The organism is Pseudomonas sp. SDO5271_S396, from assembly GCF_054071795.1.
In genome coordinates this window covers 1-25982 of the sequence record NZ_JBSVWB010000020.1, presented here as the reverse complement: position 1 = coordinate 25982, position 25982 = coordinate 1, and the positions used below count along the sequence as shown (strand labels likewise).

Below are 25982 nucleotides of genomic sequence, written 5' to 3'. Positions count from 1 at the left end.
GAAGTGCCCATGCCTGCGCCGGTCCACCCTCACCCTATCCATCTGACGCTTGCCAACGGCCTGCGCGTTTCCTTGCAGCATGCGCCGCGTTTGAAGCGTTGCGCGGCCGTACTGAGAGTGGCCGCCGGCAGCCATGACGTGCCGCTGGCATGGCCGGGCCTGGCACACTTCCTTGAGCATTTGCTGTTCTTGGGCACAGCGCGTTTTCCCACAAGCGAAGGATTGATGGCCTACGTGCAAAGGCACGGCGGCCAGGTCAACGCCAGCACCCGTGAACGCACGACGGACTTCTTCTTCGAGCTGCCGATTGCGACGTTTGCCGATGGACTGGAGCGGCTGGCCGATATGCTGACCCACCCGCGCCTGGCGCTGGAAGATCAACTGCGCGAGCGCGAAGTGCTGCACGCCGAGTTCGTCGCCTGGTCCCAGGATGCCCAGGCGCAGCAACAGGTCGCGCTGCTGGAAGGACTTGCAGCTGACCACCCGCTGCGGGGCTTTCACGCGGGCAATCGCGACAGTTTGCCGGTGGAGCGTGAGGCCTTTCAGCAGGCGTTGCGGGAATTTCACACGCATTTCTATCAGAGCGGGCAGATGACCCTGAGCCTGGCCAGCCCACTGACGTTGGAAGAGCTGGAAAGCCTGGCGCAGCGCTTCAGCGAACAGCTGACCTCCGGGCCGCTGCACCCACAATCCGCACCACCGTCATTGATGCACGGTCAAGCCACTCGCTATCAGCATCAGGCCAACCAGCACCTGCATCAGGTCATCACCTGCGACGCCCCCCGAGAAGCCCTGGATTTCCTTTGCACCTGGCTCAACGCCTCGACGCCGGGCGGGTTGCTGGCCGCACTGCAAACACAGCAACTGGCCAGCGCCCTGCATGCCTCGGTGCCCTATCACTTCGCCGGGCAAGCTGTATTGGATATCGACTTTACGCTCAGCAGCCAGGACGCTTCGGCGACGCAAATCGAGGCGCTGCTGTACGACTGGCTGAGCTTTTTCGCACAGAGCGATTGGACTTCATTGCGCGAAGAGTTCGCGCTGCTGATCACTCGTCAACAACAGACCCAAGGTGCGCTCGCCTTGGCCCGCAACGACTGCGGGGATCTGTCGGACCAAAGCCTCGCTGCGTTGAAAGCCATGCTCGACGGCCTGCACCTGCAACCCTCTGCGCACGCCTGGCAACTGCCACCGTGCAATCCCTTCCTGCGCCCACAAGCCAAAGAAGAACGCGCCGGCCTGATTCGCGGCCAGACCAGCGCCCATCGAGGCTTGCGCACCTTCGCCCAGGACCGCACCCGCGGACGTCGCGAAACCTCGGCGCTGGCCTTCAGCCCGGCGCTGGCGAACGACAGTGATGAAGCGGCGCTGTACCTGCAATGGCAGTCGGCGCCTTCGGGCCTGGAAAGCGCATTGCAATCGCTGCGCGAGAATGCCCGCCAGGCCGGTGTCGAGCTTTCATGCGAAAGCCTGGGTAATGACTGGCTGGTAAAGATGACCGGATTGTGCGAACCCATGCCGGCCATACTGGACGCCTTGGCACTCAGCCTGAAACAGGCGCCACCGGTCCACGCCGCTTTGCCTCCCATGATTGCCATCCGGGAATTGCTCAAGGCGCTACCGACTTGTTGCGTTCACCTGGAACCTCAGCCGGCATCGTGGAGCGCCGCGCGCTGGCAAGGCCTGGGGCTGGGGTTCCCTTCCGCGCACGAAGCCGCCATCAAGGTCGCAGCCGCGCGTCTGCCCGGGCAACCCGCGAGCCTGGACATTGCGGCACCGTCTCTCGGTGGCCGGCGAATCTGGCATGAAGTGAACACCGACTCCCGTGAAGCCGCGCTGTTGCTGTTTTGCCCCGTTCCGAGCCAGGCATTGGCAGATGAAGCCGTATGGCGCCTGCTCGCCCATGTACTTCAGGGGCCCTTCTATCAACGCCTGCGAGTGGAGCTGCAAATCGGCTACGCGGTGTTCAGCGTAATCCGACAGATCAACGGGCAAACTGGCCTGCTGCTGGGCGTGCAGTCACCTGACGTAGCGCTGGAAGGCATCGTTGAGCACATGCAAACCTTCATGGCGCAGCTGCCGAGCCTGATCGACAGCTGCGAAGACCTGGGCAATCAAGCCCTGGCAGAGCAATTCTCGGCACACAGCCTGCCGGTAGCCCAAGGCGCGGAGCTGCTTTGGCACGCCCGGCTGGCTGGCCATCCGTCGGGTTATCTGGAACAGCTGCAGTCGTTGATCTCCGGCTGCACCCGTGAAGATCTGCACCACGCAGCCCGGCAATTGAATGACGCTGCAGGCGGCTGGCGCTGCGTGGCCAACGGCCCGCGCATCACAGAGGACTGGCGCCTGGAAGGCTGATCATTGCCAACCCTGCAACAGGCTTTTTCCACCAAGACAGCGCTAACTTGAAAAGAATTGCGTAACATTCCTACGCACACATCTGAACATCTCCGACTGGAGGTGGACTATATGTATTACTCAGTAGTAAACGTCCCATCCCTTCGTAGGAGTAAGAATATGACCTGGTCCAAACCTGCTTACACTGATCTGCGTATTGGTTTCGAAGTCACCATGTACTTCGCCAGCCGTTAATCGGCTGGGTAATACAACGCCTCGGTTCGCCCGGGGCGTTTTTGTTTTGAGCTTGATGGAGCGACCATGTTTGTCCAGATTCTAGGTTCCGCCGCCGGCGGTGGTTTCCCGCAATGGAACTGCAATTGCGCGAACTGCGCGGGTTTTCGTAATGGCAGCCTGCGAGCCCAGGCGAGTACGCAGTCGTCCATCGCGATCTCGGATGACGGCGTCAATTGGGTGCTGTGCAACGCCTCGCCGGACATTCGCGCGCAATTGCAGGGCTTCACACCGATGCAACCCGGCCGTGCCCTGCGCGACACCGGCATCAGCGCGATCATCCTGATGGACAGCCAGATCGACCACACCACCGGCCTGCTCAGCCTGCGTGAAGGTTGCCCCCACCAAGTGTGGTGCACCGACATGGTCCATGAAGACCTGAGTACCGGTTTCCCGCTGTTCACCATGCTCACCCACTGGAACGGCGGCCTGGTCTGGAACCGTATCGAACTGGACGCCAGCTTCACCGTCCCGGCCTGCCCCAACCTGCGCTTCACCCCACTGCCGCTGCGCAGCGCGGCGCCACCCTACTCGCCGCATCGCTTCGATCCGCACCCGGGCGATAACATCGGCCTGATCGTCGAAGACCTGCGCAGCGGCGGCAAATTGTTCTATGCCCCAGGGCTGGGCAAGGTCGACGCACCGTTGCTGGAGATCATGGCCGGCAGCGATTGCCTGCTGGTGGACGGCACGCTGTGGGACGACGACGAGATGCAACGCCGCGGCGTCGGCACGCGGACCGGACGCGAGATGGGCCACCTGGCGCAGAACGGCCCCGGCGGCATGCTCGAAGTGCTGGAACAGTTGCCCGAACAGCGCAAAGTGCTTATCCACATCAACAACACCAACCCGATCCTCGATGAAGACTCCCCCGAGCGGGCGGAATTGGTGCGGCGTAATGTCGAAGTGGCTTACGACGGCATGAGCATTGAACTGTAGGAACAGACGACATGACTGACACGCCATTGAGCACCGCCGAATTCGAGGCAGCCCTGCGCGCCAAGGGCGCCTTCTACCATATTCATCACCCCTACCACGTGGCGATGTACGAGGGCCGCGCGAGCCGCGAGCAGATTCAGGGCTGGGTCGCCAACCGCTTCTACTACCAGGTGAATATTCCGCTGAAAGACGCCGCGATCCTGGCCAACTGCCCGGACCGTGAAATCCGCCGCGAATGGATCCAGCGCCTGCTTGATCACGACGGAGCCCCGGGTGAAGACGGTGGCATCGAAGCCTGGCTACGCCTGGGCCAGGCGGTCGGCCTTGACCCCGACCAGTTGCGCTCCCAGGAACTGGTGCTGCCCGGTGTGCGGTTTGCGGTGGACGCCTACGTCAACTTCGCCCGTCGCGCCAGTTGGCAGGAAGCCGCCAGCAGTTCACTGACCGAACTGTTCGCGCCGCAGATCCACCAGTCGCGCCTCGACAGCTGGCCGCAGCATTACCCCTGGATCGACCCGGCCGGCTACGAATACTTCCGCACCCGCCTGGGCCAGGCACGTCGCGATGTGGAACACGGCCTGGCGATCACCCTGCAGCATTACACCACCCGGGAAGGCCAGGAGCGCATGCTGGAAATTCTGCAGTTCAAACTGGACATCCTGTGGAGCATGCTGGACGCCATGAGCATGGCCTACGAACTCAAACGCCCGCCGTATCACAGCGTGACCGAGCAACGGGTATGGCATAAAGGGATCACCCTATGAGCTTTGATCGCAGCAAAAAACCCGCCTGGCGCCAGGGCTATCGCTACCAATACGAGCCCGCGCAAAAAGGCCATGTGCTGCTCTACCCGGAGGGCATGATCAAGCTCAACGAAAGCGCAGCGTTGATCGGTGGCTTGATCGATGGCGAGCGCGACGTGGCAGCCATCATCGCTGCGCTGGAACAGCAATTCCCCGGTGTGCCTGAGTTGGGCGATGACATCGAGCAATTCATGGAGGTCGCCCGTGCCGAGCACTGGATCACCCTTGCCTGAAAAGCCGCCCGTCGGCCTGCCGCTGTGGCTGCTCGCCGAGCTGACCTATCGCTGCCCGCTTCAGTGCCCGTATTGCTCGAACCCGCTGGATTTCGCCGAGCAAGGCAAGGAGCTGAGCACCGAGCAGTGGTTCAAGGTATTTCGCGAAGCCCGCGAAATGGGCGCCGCGCAACTGGGTTTTTCCGGTGGTGAGCCGCTGGTGCGCCAGGACCTCGCCGAGTTGATCGGCGAGGCACGCAAGCTGGGTTTTTACACCAACCTGATCACCTCAGGGATAGGCCTTACCGAGCAGAAAATCAGCGACTTCAAGAAGGCCGGTCTGGACCATATCCAGATCAGTTTCCAGGCCAGTGATGAGCAGGTGAACAACCTGCTGGCCGGTTCCAAAAAAGCGTTCGCGCAAAAGCTGGAGATGGCCCGCGCGGTGAAGGCCCACGGCTACCCGATGGTGCTGAACTTCGTCACTCATCGGCACAACATCGACAAGATCGACCGCATTATCGAGCTGTGCATCGCCCTGGAGGCGGACTTCGTCGAACTCGCCACCTGCCAGTTCTATGGCTGGGCGCAGCTCAATCGCGTGGGACTGTTGCCGACCCGGGAGCAACTGGTGCGCGCTGAACGCATCACCAACGAATACCGCGCCCGGCTTGAAGCCGAAGGTCACCCGTGCAAACTCATCTTCGTGACGCCGGACTATTACGAAGAGCGCCCGAAAGCCTGCATGAACGGCTGGGGCAGTATCTTTCTGACAGTGACGCCGGACGGCACAGCCTTGCCCTGTCACGGCGCCCGACAGATGCCGGTGCAATTTCCCAACGTGCGCGACCACAGCATGCAACACATCTGGTACGACTCGTTCGGTTTCAACCGCTTTCGTGGCTACGACTGGATGCCCGAGCCATGCCGCTCATGCGATGAAAAGGAAAAGGACTTCGGCGGTTGCCGCTGCCAGGCCTTCATGCTCACGGGCGACGCCAGCAATGCCGACCCGGTGTGCAGCAAGTCCGAACAGCACGGCATCATCCTTCAAGCACGGGAAGATGCCGAACAGGCCACCCAGACCATCGCGCAACTGGCCTTTCGCAATGAGCGCAACTCACGGCTCATTGCAAAAGGCTGACGGCCTCAGCGCTTGGCTATGATGTACACCGCATGCACGATGCCCGGGATATAGCCGCACAGGGTCAGCAGAATATTCAGCCAGAACGCGCCGCCAAAGCCTACTTGCAGGAATACACCCAGTGGCGGCAACAGAATGGCGATGATGATACGAATGAAATCCATGGGATCAGCTCCTGAAAATCGGCTCGTGCGAGCCGTGTAGCTAATCGACCCTGGAGGTTCGTGAGGGTTCAGTGGGATCTGGCACAGAGCCACTGCCCTGGTGCGGGGCAAAAAAATGCCCCCAGCCAAAAGAGTCAGGCTGGAGGCACCGCGTATGCCGCGAGACGGTTCTGGATCAAGGAATCAGACGGCGATGCCCTTGCGGCAGTGCAGTTGCGCGGAGCGCACACGGGAGAAAGCCCGTGCCAGACGCAGGAGCATTTCGTCGATGTTGCTTTTGCTGACTGTCAGGGCAGGAGTGAAACGCAGGCAGTCGGGTTGTGGGGCATTCAGGATCAGGCCTTCATGCAACGCCGCTTTTACGACCGCCTCTGCGGAATCATCCGACAGCGTGAGGCCCCACATCAGACCTTGCCCGCGCAGTTGGCCATGCTCATAGCGATACGCCAGGCGGGCCAGTCCTTCGCCCAGGTAAAGGCCCGACGCGCGAACCTGTTCGAGAAAACCGTGCGCCAACACGGTATCGAGCACAGCGAGCCCGGCCGACGCCAGCAGTGCATTACCGTGGTGCGTACCGTCGAGCTCGCCGGGCTCGAAGCAACAGGCTTTACCCCGCGCCAGTAACGCCGACAGGGGGATGCCGCCGCCCAGGCCTTTACCGAGGGTGATGATATCCGCGCGGACGCCGTAGGCTTGTTCGGCGAGCAAGCTCCCGCAGCGACCCATGCCCGTCTGCACTTCATCGAGGATCAGCAGAATGCCCAGTTCGCGGCACAGCCGCTCGACCCCCTTGAGGTAATGCTCAGTCGCCGGAATCACGCCGGCCTCGCCCTGAATGGGTTCAAGCAGGATGGCGACCGTCTGCGCATCCACCGCTGCGTGCAAAGCCGGCAGATCGTTGAAAGGCACGTGGCTGAAGCCCGGCAATGACGGTTCGAAGCGGTTCACACCTGCGCCCGCCGAGGCCGCCATCGCGGCGAAACTGCGGCCATGGCACGCATGGCTCGCACTGATGATGCGATAGGCACCGCCGCGATGCAGTTGCCCCCATTTACGCGCCAGCTTGATGGCCGCCTCGCACGCTTCCGAGCCGCTGTTGAGCAAGTAGGCCTGGTCGCTGCCGGTGCGGTGACACAGACGCTCGACAAGGTTGAGTTGCGCAGGCGTGTGCAGGCCATGACCGGGGTGAATCAGCATCTGGCTCTGATCGGCCATGGCCTTGATCAGCACCTGGGGGCTGTGGCCCAGGCTGTTGGCCGCGTTGCCCTGGCTGAAGTCGAGGTAGGCGCGCTCGTCGCTGTCCCACAGCCACGAGCCCTGGCCGCGTGTGAACACCTGCGGGGGCCGCACCGCAGTCGGCATCAGACGCTCAGCGGACGGGTTGTCACGCACGGGGTCGAGCATCAGGTCATCCAGGCTCGGCGCGGGACGACGAAGGTTGAACAGGTTCACAGGTCACACTCGATGGCAACCGGACCTTGGTCGATGCTCCCCCTATACGCCGTCTTTGGATTTTTTGACTTGCCTATGTAAACGCTACCAACATAAACGCTGTTCATTGCCCGATCTGGCCCTGTAAGCCTTGTGGATAGGCGCTAGACTAGGCGTCTCGGGGGGCTGCGGCCATTTCGATTTTCCAGCTTTTTCGATAAGTAAGTCTTATGGATTTCAAGCAACTGCGTTATTTCGTCGCGGTGTATGAAGAAGGCCACGTCGGTCGAGCCGCCGAGCGCCTGTCAATCTCACAGCCGGCCCTGTCGCAACAGATTCGCCAACTGGAACAGAATCTGGATGTCAGCCTGTTCGAGCGCAGCAGCAAGCGCCTTTTGCCCACACTGGCCGCACACACGCTGTACAACCACGCATTGCCGTTGATCGACGGCATGCAGCAAGCCGTCGAAGCCTTGCGAAACTTCAAGGGCCAGGCGATGCGCACCCTGGCCATCGGCGTGCTGCAAACCGTGCACACCAGCCTGGTGCCGCAGATGCTGGAACGCGTGCGCAAGGCGCAGCCGCATCTTGTTGTGCAGATCTACGAACTGACCGGTCTTGAGATTGAGCGGCGCTTGCTCAATGGCTCGCTGGATATCGGCATCAGCTATCTGCCACCGCGCCAGCCAGGGCTGCACGGTGTGCTGTTGTATGAAGATGAGCTGAAGGTGGTGATCCCCGAGGATCATCCCTTGCGTGAATTCAAGAAGGTCTCGCTGAAACAGGCGGCCGAGTTGCCGATGCTGTTGCTCGGGGAAGAATTCCAGATCCGGCAAATCTGGCAGGGGCAGTTGTCCAACCTCGGGCGTCGCCCGCAAGTACAGGCCGAACTGAATACCATGGTGGGGATTCTCGACAGCCTGCCCCATACCCAACTGGCGACCGTGTTGCCCGGGCGCTCCCAAGACGAACACAACAGCCAGTCGCTGCTCTGGAAGCCGTTGAGCGAACCGCGAGTGCCGCTGAAAGTCGGCCTGGTGTGTCGCGATGTGCAGCGCCAGCAAGCGACGGTGGCATTGCTGCGCACCTTGCTGGAGGACGTGATGAATGCCCCGCAGGCACAGACTTGAACGGCGGCCTGACTTTTTCGCGGACAAAAGAAAACCCCGCCGAAGCGGGGCTTTGCAGACTGTTTCCCTGACATCCATTTCACTCCGCCACCCTGGCAGAATCCTACGTGTCCGTGTTTTTGCTTTGCGCTTCCTGCGCGACGTCCATGGCAAGTAGATTATCCGTGGATCCAATCTGGCGATAGAGGACGATTAGCAGCACGTCATGTAAGAGAATGCTTACACGCTCTCCCCGTCCTCAGAACTGCGCTTCATCCAGTAAAAACAGCGATTCGCTGCCCGCCTTGACCGACGCGCTCAGCGAATGAATACGCGGCAGCAAGCGGGCAAAGTAGAAGCGCGCCGTCCCCAGTTTGCTGGCGTAGAAGTCGTCCTCGGCCTCTTTGCCCAGCGCGGCCTTGGCCATCCTTGCCCACATGTAGGCGTAGGCCATGTACCCGAACGCGTGCAGGTACTCCACCGAAGCGGCACCGATCTCATTGGGATTGGTTTTCGCGCGGTCCAGCACCCACGCCGTCAACTCGTCCAGATTGTCCAGCGCGGCGCTCAGTGGCTTGGTGAATTCGGCCAGTTCGGTCCCGGCAGAAGCGATGAACTGGCGAATTTCGTCGGCGAACAGCTTATAGAACGCGCCATTGCTGCCAACGATCTTGCGCCCCATCAAATCCAGAGCCTGAATGCCGTTGGTGCCTTCGTAGATCTGGGTGATGCGCACGTCGCGCACCAGTTGCTCCTGGCCCCACTCGCGGATGTAGCCGTGGCCGCCAAACACCTGCTGGCCCAGCACGGTGGTTTCCAGGCCCAGGTCGCTCAGAAACGCTTTGGCCACCGGGGTCAACAACGCCACCAGGCTATCTGCACGTTCACGGGCAGCGGCATCGTCGCTGAACTTGGCGATGTCCAGTTGCGTGGCCACGTAAGTGGAGAACGCACGACCGCCCTCGTTCGCCGCCTTCATGGTCAGCAGCATGCGGCGTACGTCCGGGTGGACGATGATCGGATCAGCCATCTTGTCCCGGGACTTGGCACCGGTCGGCGAACGGCTCTGCAGCCGGTCACGCGCATACTCGATGGCGTTCTGATAGGAACGCTCACCAGACGCCAACCCCTGGATACCCACCCCCAGGCGCTCATAGTTCATCATGGTGAACATCGCCGCCAGTCCACGGTTGGGCTCGCCTACCAGGAAGCCCACCGCGGCGTCGAAGTTCATCACACAGGTGGCAGACGCCTGGATCCCCATCTTGTGCTCGATGGAACCACAGCTCACGGTATTGCGCGCGCCGAGGCTGCCGTCAGCGTTCACCATGAACTTGGGCACCAGAAACAGCGAAATCCCCTTGGGACCGGCCGGCGCATCGGGCAACTTGGCCAGCACCAGGTGGATGATGTTTTCGGTAAGGTCGTGTTCACCGCCGGTGATAAAGATCTTGGTTCCGCTGATCGTGTAGGATCCGTCCGCCTGCGGCTCGGCCTTGGTGCGAATGATGCCCAGGTCGGTACCGGCATGGGCTTCGGTCAGACACATGGAGCCAGACCACGCGCCCGAGTACATATTCGGCAGGTAAGTGGCCTTGAGCGCTTCACTGGCGTGGGTGTTGATCGACACACAGGCACCCGAGGTCAGCATCGGATACAGGCCGAACGCCAGGCTCGACGAGTTGATCATCTCTTCGACCTGGGCCGATACCGCCTTGGGCATGCCCATGCCGCCAAAGAGCGGGTCACCGCCTACACCCACCCAGCCGCCTTCGGCGTAGGTTTTGTAGGCCTGTGGGAAACCCTCCGGGGTAAACACCGCCGTGTTGTCCCAGCGGCAACCTTGCTCATCGCCACTACGGCTGAGCGGGGCGATGGACTTGGCAGTGACTTTGCCGGCTTCTTCGAGGATTGCCTCAACGGTTTCGGCATCGACGGTGTCTGCCAATGCCGGCAACCGGGCCCAAGTAGTGGCGACCTCAAAGACTTCATTGAGGACGAAGCGCATATCCCGCAGCGGCGCTTTGTAATCAGCCATGGCAAACCTCGTGAGAACATGAAAAGTGGTTCGATAGGATCGGTTTTACAGGCTCCGAGTGTACCCGAACAACTTTTCAGACACATAGGGTCCCTTTGTGACTGATCGGTATTTTTAAGTCACCGAAGCGCAAAAGCCTCCGCAGGCAGACTCATCAGACAGTCGCTGCCTGCCTCCACAGCCGCCCGATGGGTCGCGGTACGCGGCAACAGGCGCTTGAAGTAGAAGTCGCAGGTGGCAAGCTTGGCCTGGGCAAACTCGGCATCGCCTTGCGCCTGCGCCGCCATGGCCATGCGCAACCACAGGTAGGCGAGGATGATGTAACCGCTGTACATCAAGTAATCCACTGCCGCCGCGCCCACTTCATCCGGGTTTTTCATCGCGGCCATACCGACCTGGGTGGTCAACGTGCCCCATTCCTGATTCAACTGATTGAGTTGTGCCACAGCCCCCTTGAACTGCGGATGCTCGTCGTTCGCTGCGCAGAACTTATGCACGATCTTCGTGAACCCGCGCAGCAACTTGCCCTGGCTGCCCAACACCTTGCGCCCCAGCAGGTCGAGCGCCTGGATGCCATTGGTGCCTTCGTAGATCGGCGCGATCCGCGCATCGCGCGCCAGTTGCTCCATGCCCCACTCACGAATGTAACCATGGCCGCCGAACACCTGCATGCCGTGGTTGGTCACCTCCAGCCCGGTCTCGGTCATGAACGCCTTGCAGATGGGCGTGAGAAGCGCCAGCAGGTCTTCGGCCTCCTGCCGCTGGTTGGCGTCGCTGCTCAGGTGCGCCGTGTCGAGCAATTGCGCGGTGAAGTAGGTGAGTGCGCGGTTGCCTTCGTTGAACGCCTTCATGGTCAGCAGCATGCGGCGGACATCGGCGTGCACGATGATCGGGTCGGCGGCCTTTTCCGGGGCCTTGGCGCCCGTCAATGAGCGCATCTGCAAGCGATCATTGGCGTACTGGATCGCGCCCTGGAAGCTCGCCTCGCCATTGCACAACCCCTGCATGCCGGTGCCCAGGCGCGCATGGTTCATCATGGTGAACATGCAGTTGAGGCCCTTGTTCGCCTCGCCGATCAAAAAGCCCTTGGCGCCGTCGAAGTTCAGTACACACGTCGCCGACGCCTTGATGCCCATCTTGTGCTCGATGGAGCCGCAGTGCACCGCGTTGCGCGCGCCGGAATCGGCATGGAACTTGGGCACGATAAACAGCGAAATACCCTTGGTGCCCGCCGGCGCATCCGGCAACTTGGCCAATACCAGGTGGATGATGTTGGCGCTCATGTCATGCTCGCCGGCCGAGATGAAGATCTTGCTGCCGGTAATCGCGTAACTGCCATCCGCCTGGGGCACGGCACGGGTCTTGATCAGCCCCAGGTCCGTACCGCAATGGGCCTCGGTGAGGCACATGGTGCCGGTCCACTCGCCGGCGGTGAGTTTGCTCAGGAAGGTCTCTTTCTGCTCGGCGGTGCCGTGGGCATGAATGGCCGACATCGCACCGTGGGTGAGGCCCGGGTACATGCCCCACGACGTGTTGCTCGAACCGATCATCTCACTCAGCACCAGGCCCAGCGATTGCGGCAAGCCTTGGCCGCCGTAGGCAGGGTCCGCAGCCACGCCGTGCCAGCCGCCTTCCACGTATTGGGCAAAGGCTTCCTTGAAGCCCTTGGGCGTGGTCACCACGCCGTTGTCGAAATGGCAGCCCTCTTCATCGCCGCTGCGGTTGAGCGGCGCGAGCACGTTCTCACAGAATTTCGCACCTTCTTCGAGAATCGCATTGACCATGTCCGGGCTGGCGTCTGTCGCCCCCAGCGCAGCGTAGTGGCCATGGAAATCAAACACGTGGTCGATCAGAAAGCGCATATCGCGCAGGGGAGCTTTGTACTCAGGCATGGCAATGTCTCCGGCAGCAGATGGTTTCAACCTAATGCCGGCCACCCCGCCGAACAATCACTGTCGAGTCGCTGAATACACCGCCATCACTCAACCGGCAGCGCCTTCCATGCGTACCGCGCCCCGCCGGGTCTGCCCGGAAGCGACCACACAGTTACGCCCGGCGCCCTTGGCGGCATACAACGCCTGGTCGGCTGACTTAAGCACTTCTTCGGGCGTACGCTGCTCGGCCTGGCGTTCGGCCACACCGATGCTGATGGTCACCGACACACTCGACGCGCCACTGCCTGCCCTGCGCTGACGACCCTGCTGATCGTCCTGGGGGCGGCTGTCCTGGTTGCGCAGCTTGATGTCGTAGTCGGCGATGATCTCGCGGATTTCCTCCAGGTGCGGCAAGCATTCCTCCAGGCTCTTGCCGGCGAACACCACCGCGAACTCTTCACCGCCATAGCGATAGGCACGCCCACCGCCGTTGACCTTGGACAGTTTGCTCGCGACCAGGCGCAGCACCTGGTCCCCCACATCGTGACCATGGGTGTCGTTGAAGCGCTTGAAATGATCGACGTCAGTCATGGCCAACACGTAGTTGCGCCCCAGCCGCTGCATGCGCTCATTGAGCGCGCGACGCCCCGGCAAACCGGTCAATTCGTCGCGGAACGCCATTTGATACGCCTCATGGGCCACGCCGGCGGCAATCATCAACATCACTTGGCTGCACATGATGTTCAGGGTGAACGGCAGGATGAAGGTTTGCGGCAACATCCAGAACATGCCCAGCAACCCCACCAGTTGCGCCGCATGCAGCGGGCGGGGCTGGTACCAGTACTGCGCCGCGAGGGTAAGGAAGCCAATCAGGAACATCGGGTACGACAACTGGATCAAGCTCATCCAGCTACCGTGCAACGCCGGCCAACGGATTTCCGCCAACCAGTTCAGCACCGCCTGGGGATAACTTTGCTCGAGCGCCAGCGCCACACTGCCCACCGCCAACAAAACCGCACCACGGGCCACAAAGTCACGGAACAGGTGAGTCTTTTCCTGCCACAGCGCATAGATGCTGAACAGCAGCGGCAACAGCAGGCAGCACAGGTGAAACACCACCGCAGCGTCTTCGCGCACGCGACCGTGGTCGCGGTAGAAGTCTGTCTGGGTGTCGAGCAGGAAATAGGCGATATACACCGTGATCATCAAGAACAGTTCGCGCTGGCGGCGATACACCGCGCAATACGATCCGCCCAGCAGGAGCACCAGAGTCGGCAATACGTTGAACAGCGAGGTGAAGAAGACGTTGAGATCCTTGACGTAAGCAGCCGAGAGCCCGGCCAGCAAGAGCAGCAACGAAGGAAGGAAATGACTGAAACGTAAAGCGGACACGCGTGACAAGGGTAAAACTCCGACCCGCAAAAAAGATGGCACATTGCCTTCACACAGACAGTTAAGCACAACCTGCGTGACATGTATCACATTGCCATCACTTTAACGGCAGCCGGTCGCAATCCCTGAGTGCTGCGCTGCGGTTTTTTGCAGGAGCGGGGCTTGCTCGCGAAGATCGTCAACAATGACGCGGGCAGACGGAACGAACGCGCGTCCCGAATACAAAAAAGCCGCCGCTCCCGTGAAGGAGCGGCGGCTATTGAAGCGAACCCGGTAAGGCTTAGTAAGCCAGGCCGAAGTCTTCTTCTTTCATCTCCATCAGGTTGTTGGCGCCCGACAGCATAGTGGCCACGTGGGTACGGGTACGCGGCAGGATACGCTGGAAGTAGAAGCGCGCGGTCTGCAGCTTGGCCGTGTAGAACGCCTCTTCAGTGGTGCCGGCAGCCAGCTTCTCGGCGGCCAGGCGCGCCATGTCGGCCCAGAAGTAAGCCAGGCACGCGTAACCGGAGTACATCAGGTAATCCACCGAGGCGGCACCGACTTCTTCGCGGTCCTTCATCGCGGCCATGCCGACCTTCATGGTCAACTCGCCCCACTCTTTGTTCAGTGCCGCCAGCGGTGCGATGAATTCCTTGACCGCTTCATTGCCTTCGTTGGCCTGGCAGAACTTGTGCACGATCTTGGTGAAGCCCTTGAGCGCTTCGCCTTGGGTCATCAGCACTTTACGGCCCAACAGGTCCAGCGCCTGGATGCCGGTGGTGCCTTCGTACAGCATGGAGATGCGGCTGTCGCGAACGTTCTGTTCCATGCCCCACTCGGCGATGAAGCCGTGACCGCCGTAGATCTGCACGCCGTGGTTGGCAGACTCAAAACCGACTTCAGTCATGAACGCCTTGGCGATCGGGGTCATGAAGGCCAGCAGGCCATCGGCTTGCTTCTTGGCTTCGTCGTCGGTGCCGTATTTGACGATGTCCACTTGCTTGGCAGTGAAGTACACCATTGCACGGTTGCCTTCGGCGAAGGCTTTCATGGTCAGCAGCATACGGCGCACATCAGGATGCACGATGATCGGGTCAGCGGCCTTGTCCGGTGCTTTGGGGCCGGTCAGCGAGCGCATTTGCAGGCGGTCGCGGGCATATTTCAGGCCGCCCTGGAAGCCGATTTCGGCGTGGGACAAACCTTGCAGTGCAGTACCCAGACGCGCGGTGTTCATAAAGGTGAACATGCAGTTCAGGCCTTTGTTCGCCGGGCCGATCAGGAAACCGGTGGCCGCGTCGAAGTTCATCACGCAGGTGGCGTTGCCGTGGATGCCCATCTTGTGTTCCAGCGAGCCACAGCTCACGGCGTTGCGCGCGCCAATCGACCCGTCGGCGTTCGGCAGGAACTTCGGCACGATGAACAGCGAAATGCCTTTGGTGCCGGCCGGTGCGTCCGGCAGGCGGGCCAGTACGATATGGACGATGTTGTCGGCCATGTCGTGCTCACCGGCCGAGATGAAGATCTTGGTGCCGGAAACCTTGTAAGAACCATCAGCCTGAGGTTCAGCCTTGGTGCGCAGCATGCCCAGGTCGGTGCCGCAGTGCGGTTCGGTCAGGCACATGGTACCGGTCCACTCGCCCGACACCAGCTTGGTCAGGTAGGCCGACTGCTGCTCGGGGGTGCCGTGCTCGGAAATAGTGTTCATCGCACCGTGGGACAGGCCCGGGTACATGCCCCACGACCAGTTCGCGGCGCCGACCATTTCACTCACCGCCAGGCCCAGGGACTCCGGCAGGCCCTGGCCGCCGTGCTCCACGTCGTGGGCCAGGCTTGGCCAGCCGCCTTCGACGAATTGTTTGTAGGCTTCTTTGAAACCAGTAGGGGTCTTAACGCCTGACTCACTCCAGGTGCACCCTTCGATGTCACCCACGCGGTTCAACGGGGCCAGCACTTGCTCGCAAAACTTGGCGCCTTCTTCAAGGATGGCGTCAACCATGTCCGGGGTAGCGTCCTGGCAAGCCGGCAGGCTCTGATAGTGCGCTTCATAGCCGAGCAGTTCGTCACGAACGAAGCGAATATCACGCAAGGGGGCCTTGTAGTCAGGCATAGCGATAAACCTCTGCTGATGTATCTGGAATGAACAACCGCGTGGAAGTGTTGTGGCGGTCAAACAGGTGTTTGAAACATACGTTTACGACCTGGGGATGTCAAGCGTCGTCCGGATGCCGTTTGTCATGGCGTGGATTAAAGGCGTGCACGGCAACGTCTGCGGCGTGTTGCCACATAGAGGATAGAAGTTCAGGGGGAATGTGGTAGCTGGCTTGCCTGCGATGCAGACGCCGCGGCGTATCAGGAAAATAGGGTAGAAGCTATCGCATGCAAGCCAGCTCCCACAGGAGAGCCGGCCTACCCGAAGGGAAAGTTAAGCGTAGGTATCGATCAACGTACCGAGCATTTCATCCGAAGCCTTGGCGACTTTGGCGCCCAGCTCCACTTGAAACTTGCCCTCGGCCATTTCGACCATGTCACTGGCCGAGTTCGCCGGTTGGGCGCGGTCAGTAGCGCGCAAACGGTCGTTTTGCGCATCCGAAGGCTGGGTCGTTGCGGCGCTGGCGATCTTGCCCGCAGCCTGGTCGACACGGTTCTGCCCGGCCTGAATGCTGCTCAGGCCCGAATAAAACGCGCTGCTTCCAGAGATTTCCATGGCGTAAGCCTGCCTTGAGAGAATCATGAACGCTGATTGAAGCAAAGATTGCGACGAAACGCCCGTCAAAAACACTAATGGCATAATGCCTTGGCGATAGCCAAAATCAGTCAGATCGCGTCAATCCAGCAGATCCAGTTGCAAGTAAGCCGCTACCGCTTCGGCCCCGGCCTGCTTGAGTTTCGGTACGCGGCCCAGGCACGGCGCGGGCAAGCGCTCAGCCAGGGTGGCAAGGTTTTCCTCCAGGCGAGAGGTCTTGGGGTCGATGATATTGGCCACCCAGCCCGCCAGCGGCAGACCGTCCCGCGCAATGGCTTCGGCGGTAAGCAAGGCATGGCTGATACAGCCCAGCCGCACCCCCACCACCAGGATCACCGGCAGTTTGAGCGCCATGGCCAGGTCCGACAGGTTGGCCTGATCAGCCAACGGCACTCGCCAGCCACCCGCGCCTTCGATCAGCGTGAAGTCCGCTTGCCGCGCCAGAATCTGTTGCATCGGCTTCAGCAACGATTGCACCGTCAGCGCGACACCGGCTTCCCGCGCCGCCAGATGCGGGGCGATAGCCGGTTCGAACGCCACCGGGTTGACCTCGGCATAACTCAACGGCAGCGAACACTCGGCCTGCAACGCCAGGGCATCGGCATTGCGCAGACCTTTGGCAGTCACCTGGCAACCCGAGGCCACCGGCTTGCCCGCCGCCGTGCTCTTGCCGGCCAGGCGAGCCGCATGCAGCAGGCCGGCGGCGATGGTGGTTTTACCGACATCGGTATCGGTGCCCGTCACGAAGTAAGCGGCGCTCATTGAGGTTTCTCCAGTACGGCGTACACCACTTGATAGGTCGCCGGCAGGCCCTCGGCCTGGCGGAACCGCTCATAAGCCTGCACCAGTGCAGCAATCCGCGCGCGCCCCGTCAACCCTCCCGGGCGACCCGGGTTGAGGTTGTGAGCACCCAATGCCTTCAATTCATGGGTCAGGCTGCGCACGTCCGGGTAATGCAGCACATGGGGCTGACGCTCCAGGTTTACCACTCGCAGTCCGCTGGCCGCGCACAGTTGCCGATAGGCCTCGAAGGTGCGAAAGCGGTTGACGTGAACCAACCCGTCCACCGCACGCCAGCTGTCGCGCAGCTCTCCCAGAGTGCCCACGCACAGGCTGGCGAAGGCCATCACCCCGCCTGGTTGCAGCACGCGAAACGCTTCACTGAGCACCGCGTCAAAATGGGCGCACCACTGCACCGCCAGACTGGAAAAAATCAAATCCACGCTGCGTGCCTGAAGCGGCAGGCGTTCCGCGTCGCCTGCAATAAAGTGCTGCGCGCCGCCCAGCGGTCGCGCATGGTTGAGCATGCCTTCGGCGATATCCAGCGCGACGCCTTGGCTGGCAGGCCAACGCTCGCCCAGCACGCGACTGAAATACCCCGTGCCACAGCCCATATCCAGCCAGCGTTGCGGCAGGGTGGCGGGCGGCACACGCGCCAGCAACTGCGCCCCCACCGCACGCTGCAACTCGGCGACGCTGTCATAACTGGCCGCCGCGCGGGAAAACGATGCCGCCACCTGGCGTTTGTCCGGCAGGCCGCCGGGCAGTGGAGGATGGGTGAGATCAGTCATCAACGCACTCATGCAAAAAAGCCTGGATCGCCCCCGCCACTCCGTGGGGGTCTTCCAGAAGAAACGCGTGACCGGCCCGTTCAATCAGGCCGATTTCCACATCGGGCAGCAGGTTCAACAGCGCGCCGGCCGCTGCGGCGGGCACCAGTTCATCCAGACCGGCAAACAGGTGAAACTGCGGGCCGCGATACACCTGCAAAGCTTCGCGGGTGTCCAGTTGAGCGAGCAGTTCAAGGCCTGGCATCAACTCACTGGCAGGCGCATTCGGCGCGCCGCTGACCAGCAATCGCGACAAGCCACGCGGGTCCTCGGTGCCCTTGGCGCACAACAGGCCGAAGCGCTTGAGCGTGACCTGGGAGTCGGCATGGCAACCGGCGAGGAATGCGTCGAACGTCTCGGCAGGCATCGCATTCGGCCAGCCCTCATGGGCGACAAAACACGGGTTGCTCGCCAGGGTCAGCAGGCCGCAACAACGCTCGCCGCGACGGGCCGCCAACTCGGAAGCGAGCATGCCGCCGAGGGACCACCCCCCCAGCCAGGCATTGTCCGGCAGCGTGGCGTCGAGTTCGTCGAGCCATTCCTCCAGGTCGCTGGAAGCCAGCGCAGGCAAGGGTTCGATCTGCACCTGAAGGTGCTCGTCGAGCCCCTGCAAGGCCGCGGCCAAAGGCTCCAGCGGCGAAACGCCGAGGCCCCAACCGGGCAGCAATATCAATCGATCACGCATGGTCGGGCTCCGAACGGCTTAACACGCGGAAACACGGTTCCAATGCGTCTAACAATAGCTGCACCTGTGCCGCGCTGTGGGCCGCCGTCAATGTCACCCGCAGGCGCGCACTGCCCGCCGGCACAGTGGGGGGGCGAATGGCCGTCACCATCAGGCCGCGCTCGCGCAGCATCTGCGACAGGCGCACAGCCTTGGCGCTGTCACCCACCAGGATCGGCTGGATCGGCGTAAAACTGTCCATCAAGGCCAGGCCGATCTGCTCGGCGCCCTGGCGGAACTGGCGGATCAGCCCGTTGAGGTGTTCACGGCGCCAATGTTCGGTGCGCAACAACTCCAGACTTTTGAGGGTGGCGCAGGCCAGTGCCGGCGGTTGGCTGGTGGTGTAGATGTAAGGGCGAGCGAACTGGATCAGACTTTCGACCAGTTCTTCACTGCCCGCCACAAACGCCCCGGCGGTACCGAACGCCTTGCCAAGAGTACCCACCAATACCGGCACGTCTTCCTGGCTCAAGCCAAAATGTTCGACGATCCCACCACCGTTGGCGCCCAACGGGCCGAAACCGTGGGCGTCATCCACCATCAGCCAGGCGCCTTTGGCCCGCGTCTCACGGGCCAATGCCGGCAAGTCGGCCAAGTCGCCGTCCATGCTGAACACGCCATCGGTGACCACCAGCGTATTGCCGGTGGCTTTCTCCAGGCGCTTGGTCAGGCTCTCGGCATCGTTATGCAGGTAGCGGCTGAAACGCGCGCCGGACAGCAGGCCCGCATCCAACAGCGAGGCGTGGTTCAGTCGGTCTTGCAGCACCGTATCGCCCTGTCCCACCAGTGCCGTGACGGCGCCGAGGTTGGCCATGTAGCCGGTGGTGAACAGCAACGCACGCGGTCGGCCCGTCAGGTCGGCCAGGGCCTCTTCCAGCTCATGGTGCGGCGTGGCATGGCCGACCACCAGGTGCGACGCGCCGCCGCCCACGCCCCAACGGGACGCGCCGGCGCGCCAGGCTTCGATCACCTGCGGGTGATTGGCCAGGCCCAGGTAATCGTTGTTGCAGAACGCCAGCAACGGCTGGCCGTCCACCACCACCTCCGGGCCTTGGGGGCTGTCCAGTAGCGGGCGTTGTCGATAAAGGTGTTCGGCACGGCGGGCAGCGAGGCGCGCGGCGAGATCGAAAGACATGCAGGCCTCGGGAGATCAGGTGAACTCGATCCAATGTGGGAGCTGACTTTTGTGGGAGCTGGGCTTGCCCGCGATGCAAGCACCTCGGTGTATCAGTTACACCGTGGTGATGCTATCGCAGGCAAGCCAGCTCCCACACAAGCCAGCTCCTACAGGGAATGGTATTTCAGTTACACAACGGCGTTATAGAACTGCTCGCTGCTCTTCTGCTCCACCAACGCCTGCTCGATGGCGGCCTGATGCACCTCGTCGGCGTGTTCTTCACGGGCCTCCGGCAAAATCCCCAGGCGCGAGAACAGCTGCATGTCCTTGTCAGCTTGCGGGTTGGCGGTGGTCAGCAGTTTTTCGCCATAGAAAATCGAGTTGGCACCGGCGAGGAAGGCCAGGGCCTGCATCTGCTCGTTCATGGCTTCGCGACCGGCCGACAGGCGCACATGGGACTGCGGCATCAGAATACGCGCCACCGCCAGCATGCGGATGAAGTCGAACGGGTCCACATCGTCGGCATTTTCCAGCGGCGTACCGGCCACTTTCACCAGCATGTTGATCGGCACCGATTCCGGATGCTCCGGCAGGTTGGCCAGTTGGATCAGCAGGTTGGCGCGATCGTCGAGAGACTCGCCCATGCCGAGGATGCCGCCAGAGCAGATCTTCATCCCGGAATCACGTACGTAAGCCAGGGTTTGCAGGCGTTCGCTGTAGGTGCGGGTGGTAATGATGCTGCCGTAGAACTCCGGCGAGGTGTCCAGGTTGTGGTTGTAATAGTCCAGGCCAGCCTGGGCCAGGGCTTCGGTCTGGTCCTGGTCGAGACGGCCGAGGGTCATGCAGGTTTCCAGGCCCATGGCTTTCACGCCTTTGACCATTTGCAGCACGTACGGCATGTCTTTGGCCGACGGGTGCTTCCACGCGGCGCCCATGCAGAAGCGGGTCGATCCAATGGCTTTGGCGCGGGCAGCCTCTTCGAGGACCTTCTGCACTTCCATCAACTTCTCTTTTTCCAGGCCCGTGTTGTAGTGGCCCGACTGCGGACAATATTTGCAATCTTCCGGGCAGGCACCGGTCTTGATCGAGAGCAGCGTCGACACTTGCACGCGGTTGGCGTCGAAATGCGCGCGGTGCACGGTCTGCGCCTGAAACAGCAGGTCGTTGAACGGCTGGACGAACAGCGCTTTGACCTCGGCGAGGGACCAATCGTGACGCAAGGTGGCGGTGGTGCTGGCGCTCATGGGCGATTCCTTGATTATGCTTGGGCAAACGCTGCGGGAAGGGCAATACCCACAAGCGCGACACGGATGCTCGGCATATTTAAGGAAGATTCATGCACTGTCAACCTGACAACAAACACAAGGTTTACATCTGGCTAAAAAACAAACAAACCTGTTTAATCTGCGATGAATCTACCGATTCCCCCCACTGCATGTGCAACGCCTGCGAAGCCGAACTGCCCTGGCTGATGGAACACTGCACAGTGTGCGCCCTGCCCCTTCCAATGGATGGCCTGGTCTGCGGCCAATGCCAGCGACAACCGCCTGCGTTCACTCAAGTCATCGCGCCCTGGACCTACAGCTTTCCCGTCGACACCCTGATCAGCCGCTTCAAGCACCAGGCACGCTGGCCGCTGGGGCGAATGCTCTCGGAGTTGCTGGGGCAGCACCTGGAGCACCGTTTCGACAACGCCGAACTCACCCGCCCCGACTGCCTTCTGCCGGTGCCCATGGCACGTAAACGCCTGCGCCGACGCGGCTATAACCAGGCGCTGATGCTGACGCGATGGCTCAGCCAGGACCTCGGCATCGCCCACGATGAACAGTTGTTGTTACGCCCCCATGAAACCGTGGCGCAACAAGCCCTCGATGCCAAGACCCGCCAGCGCAACCTGCTCGGGGCCTTTGCCCTGGCCGCCGATGCCCGGATGGTAGGCCGTCATCTGGCGCTGGTGGACGACGTGCTGACCACCGGCGCCACCGCCCACAGCCTGGCGCGGCTATTGATCAACGCCGGAGCGCGGCAGGTCGACGTGTACTGCCTGGCGCGCACGCCCAAACCGGGCAGCTGACTTGACTCCGGAGCGCTCGGGCTGCACCGTCCCTTCATCTCATCCAAGCGTACTGCCATGTCCCTGCCCGCCGACCTCAGCCAACACATCATCCGTCGCCCCCAGCGCATTGCCTTGCTGGCGCACATCGCCGAGCAGGGCTCGATCACCCGTGCCGCAAAAAGTGCCGGCTTGAGCTACAAGGCCGCCTGGGACGCCATCGACGAACTGAACAACCTCGCGCAGAAACCGCTGGTGGAACGCAGTGTCGGCGGCAAGGGCGGCGGCGGCGCCCGGTTGACGGAGGAAGGTGAGCGGGTGCTGCGCCTCTACCAACGCCTGCAAGTGCTGCAGGCCGAAGTATTGGGCTCGGACACTGATGCCAGCGACTTCAACCTGCTGGGCCGCCTGATGCTGCGCACCAGCGCGCGCAACCAGTTGCACGGCCAGGTCATCGCGATCGAAAGCCACGGCCGCAATGACCTGATCCGCCTGCAACTGGCCGGCGGCTTGACCCTGGAAGCGCAAATCACCCACGACAGCACCCAACACCTTGAACTGCAAGCCGGGGTGGAAGTGGTCGCCCTGATCAAGGCCGGCTGGCTGGAGCTGCTCGCTGCCGGGCAACCTGCAACACCTGGACACAATTGCATGAGCGGTGTCATCGACACCCTGCTCCATGCCGATGATGGCCCGAGCGAGGTGCGTATTCGCCTGCCCAACGGCCTGGTTTTATGCGCCCAAGCGCAGCCTGCCGTGCTTGAGTCACTGGGCGCCGTCGAGGGCCAACCGATCCAGGTGCAATTCGCCCCCAGCCATGTCTTGCTGGGCACGCCGGTGTAGCGCCGCGCCTGCAACCTGACTGCAACAATTTCGTCACGCGCGCTCCTTAAGGTGTCTGCAAAAACCGCAGGGAGCCTGAAATGAGCCTATTAGAAGAAAACCAAGCCACCGACCTGGAACAGATGGTCGGCCTCACCCGCCGTCGCTTCATCGGCGCCGGGGCCCTGTGCGGCGCCGCGATGTTCCTGGGCGGCAACTTGCTGACCCGCAGCGCCCTGGCCGTGAACGCCACCACCACCAGCCCGCTGCTGGGTTTTGCCAGCATCGCCGCGGCCACCTCGGACGCCATCACCCTGCCGCCCGGCTACAGCGCCTCGGTGCTGATCAGTTGGGGCCAGCCACTGAGCAAGCACGCACCAGCCTTTGACCCGTCCGGCAACGGCACTGCCAAAGCCCAGGAAGAGCAGTTCGGTGACAACAACGACGGCATGAGCCTGTTCGCCTTCCCCGGCGATGACAACCGCGCGCTGATGGCCATCAACAACGAATACACCAACTACCGCTACCTCTACGCCCATGGCGGCGCACCGCAATCGGCCGAAGACGTGCACAAGGCCCAAGCCAGCGAAGGCGTGTCGGTGATCGAAGTGCGCCGCCAGGGCGACACGTGGCAGTTCGTCCAGGATTCGCGCTACAACCGCCGTATCCACGGCAACTCGCCGATCCGCCTCAGCGGTCCCGCCGCCGGCCACGCCTGGTTGAAAACCGCCGCCGACAAGAGTGGCAAGAACGTCCTCGGCACCTTCCAGAACTGCGCCAACGGCAAGACGCCATGGGGCACTTATCTGACGTGTGAAGAGAACTTCACCGACTGCTTCGGCAGCAGCAACCCACAGCAGACTTTTGATGCCGGGCAAAAACGCTACGGTGTGGTGGCAGCCAGCAAAGACATCAACTGGCACCCCCACGACCCGCGCTTCGACATCGCCAAGAACCCCAACGAACTCAACCGCCATGGCTGGGTAGTGGAGATCGACCCGTTCGACCCGAAATCCACGCCGGTCAAGCGCACCGCCCTGGGCCGCTTCAAGCACGAAAACGCCGCCCTGGCCGAAACCCGCGATGGCCGCGCCGTGGTGTACATGGGCGACGACGAGCGCGGCGAATTCATCTACAAGTTCGTCAGCCGCGACAAGATCAACCACAAGAACCCCAAGGCCAACAAAGACCTGCTCGACCATGGCACCTTGTATGTGGCGATCTTCGACGCGGGCGATGGCAACGCCGACCACCCTCGGGGCCAAGGCCAGTGGGTCGAGTTGACCCATGGCAAAAACGGCATCGATGCCAGCAGCGGTTTCGCCAGCCAGGCCGAAGTGCTGATCCATGCGCGCCTGGCCGCCAGTGTGGTGAAAGCCACGCGCATGGACCGCCCGGAATGGATCGTGGTCAGCCCTACCGACGGTCAGGTCTATTGCACCCTCACCAACAACGCCAAGCGCGGCGAAGACGGCCAGCCGGTTGGCGGCCCCAACCCACGCGAGAAAAATGTCTACGGGCAGATCCTGCGCTGGAAGGCCGACGCCGATAACCACGGCGCCTCCACCTTCACCTGGGACCTGTTCGTGGTAGCGGGCAACCCGACTGTACATGCCGGTCAACCGAAGGGCGGTTCGTCGAATATCAACCCGCAGAACATGTTCAACAGCCCCGACGGCCTGGGTTTCGACAAGGCTGGACGCTTGTGGATTCTCACCGACGGCGACTACAGCAACGCGGGGGATTTCGCGGGGATGGGCAACAACCAGATGCTTTGCGCCGATCCGGGCACCGGCGAAATCCGTCGTTTCATGGTAGGACCGGTGGCGTGTGAGGTGACGGGCATCAGCTTTTCGCCGGATCAGAAGACGCTGTTCGTGGGCATCCAGCACCCGGGGGAAACCGGCGGCTCGACCTGGCCGGAGCACCTGCCGAATGGCAAGCCGCGTTCCTCGGTGATGGCGATTCGTCGGGATGATGGTGGCATCGTCGGCGCCTGATAGGACCTCATCGCAGGCAAGCCAGCTCCCACACTCGACCGCATTCACAACTCAACATGTGGGAGCGGGCTTGCCCGCGAAGGCGTCCGCACAGTCACCACCTATCACTGTTACCATACCCGGCCGGACGCGGCGCCCTGCTGCGCGCAGGAGTTCGCATGGCCCACCCGTTTGAAACACTCACCCCCGATCTGGTCCTCGATGCGGTCGAAAGCATCGGTTTTCTCAGCGATGCGCGCGTACTGGCGCTCAACAGCTACGAAAACCGCGTGTATCAAGTGGGCATCGAAGGCGCCGAGCCATTGATCGCCAAGTTCTACCGCCCCCAGCGCTGGAGCAACGAGGCGATTCTTGAAGAACACCGCTTTACCTTTGAACTGGCCGAATGCGATGTGCCGGTGGTCGCGCCGCTGATTCACCACGGCGAGAGCCTGTTCGAACACGCGGGTTTTCGCTTCACCCTGTTTCCCCGCCGAGGGGGCCGCGCGCCGGAACCGGGCAACCTTGACCAGCTCTACCGCCTTGGCCAACTGCTTGGCCGTCTGCACGCGGTGGGCTCCACACGCCCGTTCGAACACCGCGAAGCCCTGGGCGTGAAAAACTTCGGACAGGACTCCCTCACCACCCTGTTGGAAAGCAACTTCATTCCCAGGAGCCTGCTGCCGGCCTACGAGTCTGTCGCCCGCGACCTGCTCAAGCGGGTGCAAGAGGTTTACGACACCACGCCGCACCAGAACATTCGCATGCACGGTGATTGCCACCCCGGCAACATGATGTGCCGCGACGAGATGTTCCATATCGTCGACCTGGACGACTGCCGCATGGGCCCGGCGGTGCAGGACCTGTGGATGATGCTCGCTGGCGACCGTCAGGAATGTCTGGGGCAGTTGTCGGAATTGATGGACGGCTACCAAGAATTTCATGACTTCGATCCGCGTGAACTGGCGCTGATCGAACCCCTGCGTGCCTTGCGCCTGATGCATTACAGCGCCTGGCTGGCACGGCGCTGGGACGACCCGGCGTTCCCCCGCAGCTTCCCGTGGTTTGGCAGCGAGCGGTATTGGGGCGATCAGGTGCTGGCATTGCGCGAGCAATTGGCCGCCCTCAACGAAGAACCCCTGAAACTCTTCTGACTGCTTCTCTGTGGGAGCCGGGCTTGCCCGCGATGCAGACGCCTCGGTTTTGCAGGAGTACCGA

The 25982-nt window shown here is 62.0% G+C and carries 23 protein-coding genes; 11 read left to right on the top strand and 12 right to left on the bottom strand.

What is annotated here, in order from left to right:
- Positions 1-9 precede the first annotated feature (9 nt).
- The 6 genes from pqqF to pqqE all read left to right on the top strand — a co-directional run bounded on the left by pqqF (position 10) and on the right by pqqE (position 5729).
- Positions 10-2358 (top strand): pyrroloquinoline quinone biosynthesis protein PqqF, encoded by a 2349-nt coding sequence (pqqF, locus tag ACW9IN_RS15465; RefSeq protein ID WP_457366710.1) that lies wholly within the window; start codon positions 10-12, stop codon positions 2356-2358.
- A gap of 159 nt (positions 2359-2517) precedes the next feature.
- Entirely contained in the window at positions 2518-2592 is a 75-nt protein-coding gene (pqqA, locus tag ACW9IN_RS15460) for a pyrroloquinoline quinone precursor peptide PqqA (RefSeq protein WP_003194766.1), read from the top strand.
- A 66-nt stretch (positions 2593-2658) separates the two neighbouring features.
- The gene (gene pqqB / locus ACW9IN_RS15455) at positions 2659-3570 is read left to right on the top strand and encodes a pyrroloquinoline quinone biosynthesis protein PqqB (protein WP_457366709.1); all 912 of its coding nucleotides are present in this window, start codon (positions 2659-2661) and stop codon (positions 3568-3570) included.
- Between the two features lie 11 nt (positions 3571-3581).
- Entirely contained in the window at positions 3582-4334 is a 753-nt protein-coding gene (gene pqqC, locus ACW9IN_RS15450) for a pyrroloquinoline-quinone synthase PqqC (RefSeq protein WP_457366708.1), read from the top strand.
- Positions 4331-4606 carry a pyrroloquinoline quinone biosynthesis peptide chaperone PqqD gene (gene pqqD, locus ACW9IN_RS15445; RefSeq protein ID WP_457366707.1) on the top strand — a complete coding sequence of 92 codons (276 nt, stop codon included), beginning with the start codon at positions 4331-4333 and terminating at the stop codon, positions 4604-4606. The genes pqqC and pqqD overlap by 4 nt, the downstream gene beginning before the upstream one ends.
- Positions 4599-5729: a pyrroloquinoline quinone biosynthesis protein PqqE gene (pqqE, locus tag ACW9IN_RS15440; protein WP_457366706.1), complete on the top strand. Its 1131-nt coding sequence runs from the start codon at positions 4599-4601 to the stop codon at positions 5727-5729. Before pqqD ends, pqqE begins: the two co-directional genes overlap by 8 nt.
- A 5-nt stretch (positions 5730-5734) precedes the next feature.
- On the opposite strand, the gene ACW9IN_RS15435 is transcribed toward pqqE, so the two are convergent.
- Entirely contained in the window at positions 5735-5893 is a 159-nt protein-coding gene (locus ACW9IN_RS15435; RefSeq protein WP_003228885.1) for a YqaE/Pmp3 family membrane protein, read from the bottom strand.
- A gap of 183 nt (positions 5894-6076) precedes the next feature.
- Complete coding sequence (locus ACW9IN_RS15430) at positions 6077-7345, bottom strand: aspartate aminotransferase family protein (protein WP_457366705.1); 1269 nt, start codon at positions 7343-7345, stop codon at positions 6077-6079.
- A gap of 209 nt (positions 7346-7554) precedes the next feature.
- On the opposite strand from ACW9IN_RS15430, the gene ACW9IN_RS15425 reads away from it, so the two are divergent.
- Positions 7555-8454 carry a LysR family transcriptional regulator gene (locus ACW9IN_RS15425; protein ID WP_457366704.1) on the top strand — a complete coding sequence of 300 codons (900 nt, stop codon included), beginning with the start codon at positions 7555-7557 and terminating at the stop codon, positions 8452-8454.
- Between the two features lie 238 nt (positions 8455-8692).
- On the opposite strand, the gene ACW9IN_RS15420 is transcribed toward ACW9IN_RS15425, so the two are convergent.
- The 10 genes from ACW9IN_RS15420 to bioB form a co-directional block, all read right to left on the bottom strand.
- Positions 8693-10471 (bottom strand): acyl-CoA dehydrogenase C-terminal domain-containing protein, encoded by a 1779-nt coding sequence (locus ACW9IN_RS15420; RefSeq protein ID WP_457366703.1) that lies wholly within the window; start codon positions 10469-10471, stop codon positions 8693-8695.
- 119 nt (positions 10472-10590) lie between these two features.
- On the bottom strand, positions 10591-12363 hold the full coding sequence (locus ACW9IN_RS15415) for an acyl-CoA dehydrogenase C-terminal domain-containing protein (RefSeq protein ID WP_457366702.1): 1773 nt from the start codon (positions 12361-12363) through the stop codon (positions 10591-10593).
- Between the two features lie 90 nt (positions 12364-12453).
- Positions 12454-13746, bottom strand: a complete 1293-nt coding sequence (locus tag ACW9IN_RS15410; protein ID WP_457366701.1) for a diguanylate cyclase — start codon at positions 13744-13746, stop codon at positions 12454-12456.
- A 271-nt stretch (positions 13747-14017) separates the two neighbouring features.
- Positions 14018-15823, bottom strand: a complete 1806-nt coding sequence (locus ACW9IN_RS15405; protein WP_457366700.1) for a phenylacyl-CoA dehydrogenase — start codon at positions 15821-15823, stop codon at positions 14018-14020.
- Positions 15824-16138: 315 nt separating this feature from the next.
- A complete protein-coding gene (locus ACW9IN_RS15400; RefSeq protein ID WP_457366699.1) occupies positions 16139-16420 on the bottom strand; it encodes a pyrroloquinoline quinone biosynthesis protein PqqE in 282 nt (93 codons plus the stop codon).
- A 120-nt stretch (positions 16421-16540) separates the two neighbouring features.
- Positions 16541-17221 carry a dethiobiotin synthase gene (gene bioD, locus ACW9IN_RS15395; protein ID WP_457366698.1) on the bottom strand — a complete coding sequence of 227 codons (681 nt, stop codon included), beginning with the start codon at positions 17219-17221 and terminating at the stop codon, positions 16541-16543.
- Positions 17218-18030: a malonyl-ACP O-methyltransferase BioC gene (bioC, locus tag ACW9IN_RS15390; protein ID WP_457366697.1), complete on the bottom strand. Its 813-nt coding sequence runs from the start codon at positions 18028-18030 to the stop codon at positions 17218-17220. Before bioC ends, bioD begins: the two co-directional genes overlap by 4 nt.
- Entirely contained in the window at positions 18023-18754 is a 732-nt protein-coding gene (locus tag ACW9IN_RS15385) for an alpha/beta fold hydrolase (RefSeq protein WP_457366696.1), read from the bottom strand. The genes bioC and ACW9IN_RS15385 overlap by 8 nt, the downstream gene beginning before the upstream one ends.
- Positions 18747-19928, bottom strand: coding sequence for an 8-amino-7-oxononanoate synthase (gene bioF, locus ACW9IN_RS15380; RefSeq protein ID WP_457366695.1), 1182 nt, complete (start codon positions 19926-19928; stop codon positions 18747-18749). Before bioF ends, ACW9IN_RS15385 begins: the two co-directional genes overlap by 8 nt.
- 170 nt (positions 19929-20098) lie before the next feature.
- Positions 20099-21154, bottom strand: a complete 1056-nt coding sequence (gene bioB, locus ACW9IN_RS15375) for a biotin synthase BioB (RefSeq protein WP_457366694.1) — start codon at positions 21152-21154, stop codon at positions 20099-20101.
- Between the two features lie 92 nt (positions 21155-21246).
- Between bioB and ACW9IN_RS15370 the strand changes: the two genes are divergently transcribed.
- From ACW9IN_RS15370 to ACW9IN_RS15355, 4 genes are all read left to right on the top strand, one after another.
- Positions 21247-21984, top strand: coding sequence for a ComF family protein (locus ACW9IN_RS15370; protein WP_457366693.1), 738 nt, complete (start codon positions 21247-21249; stop codon positions 21982-21984).
- 57 nt (positions 21985-22041) lie between these two features.
- Entirely contained in the window at positions 22042-22806 is a 765-nt protein-coding gene (locus tag ACW9IN_RS15365; RefSeq protein WP_457366692.1) for a TOBE domain-containing protein, read from the top strand.
- Positions 22807-22886: 80 nt separating this feature from the next.
- Positions 22887-24785: a PhoX family protein gene (locus tag ACW9IN_RS15360; RefSeq protein WP_457366691.1), complete on the top strand. Its 1899-nt coding sequence runs from the start codon at positions 22887-22889 to the stop codon at positions 24783-24785.
- 158 nt (positions 24786-24943) lie between these two features.
- Positions 24944-25918, top strand: coding sequence for a serine/threonine protein kinase (locus tag ACW9IN_RS15355; RefSeq protein WP_457366690.1), 975 nt, complete (start codon positions 24944-24946; stop codon positions 25916-25918).
- Positions 25919-25982: the final 64 nt, after the last annotated feature.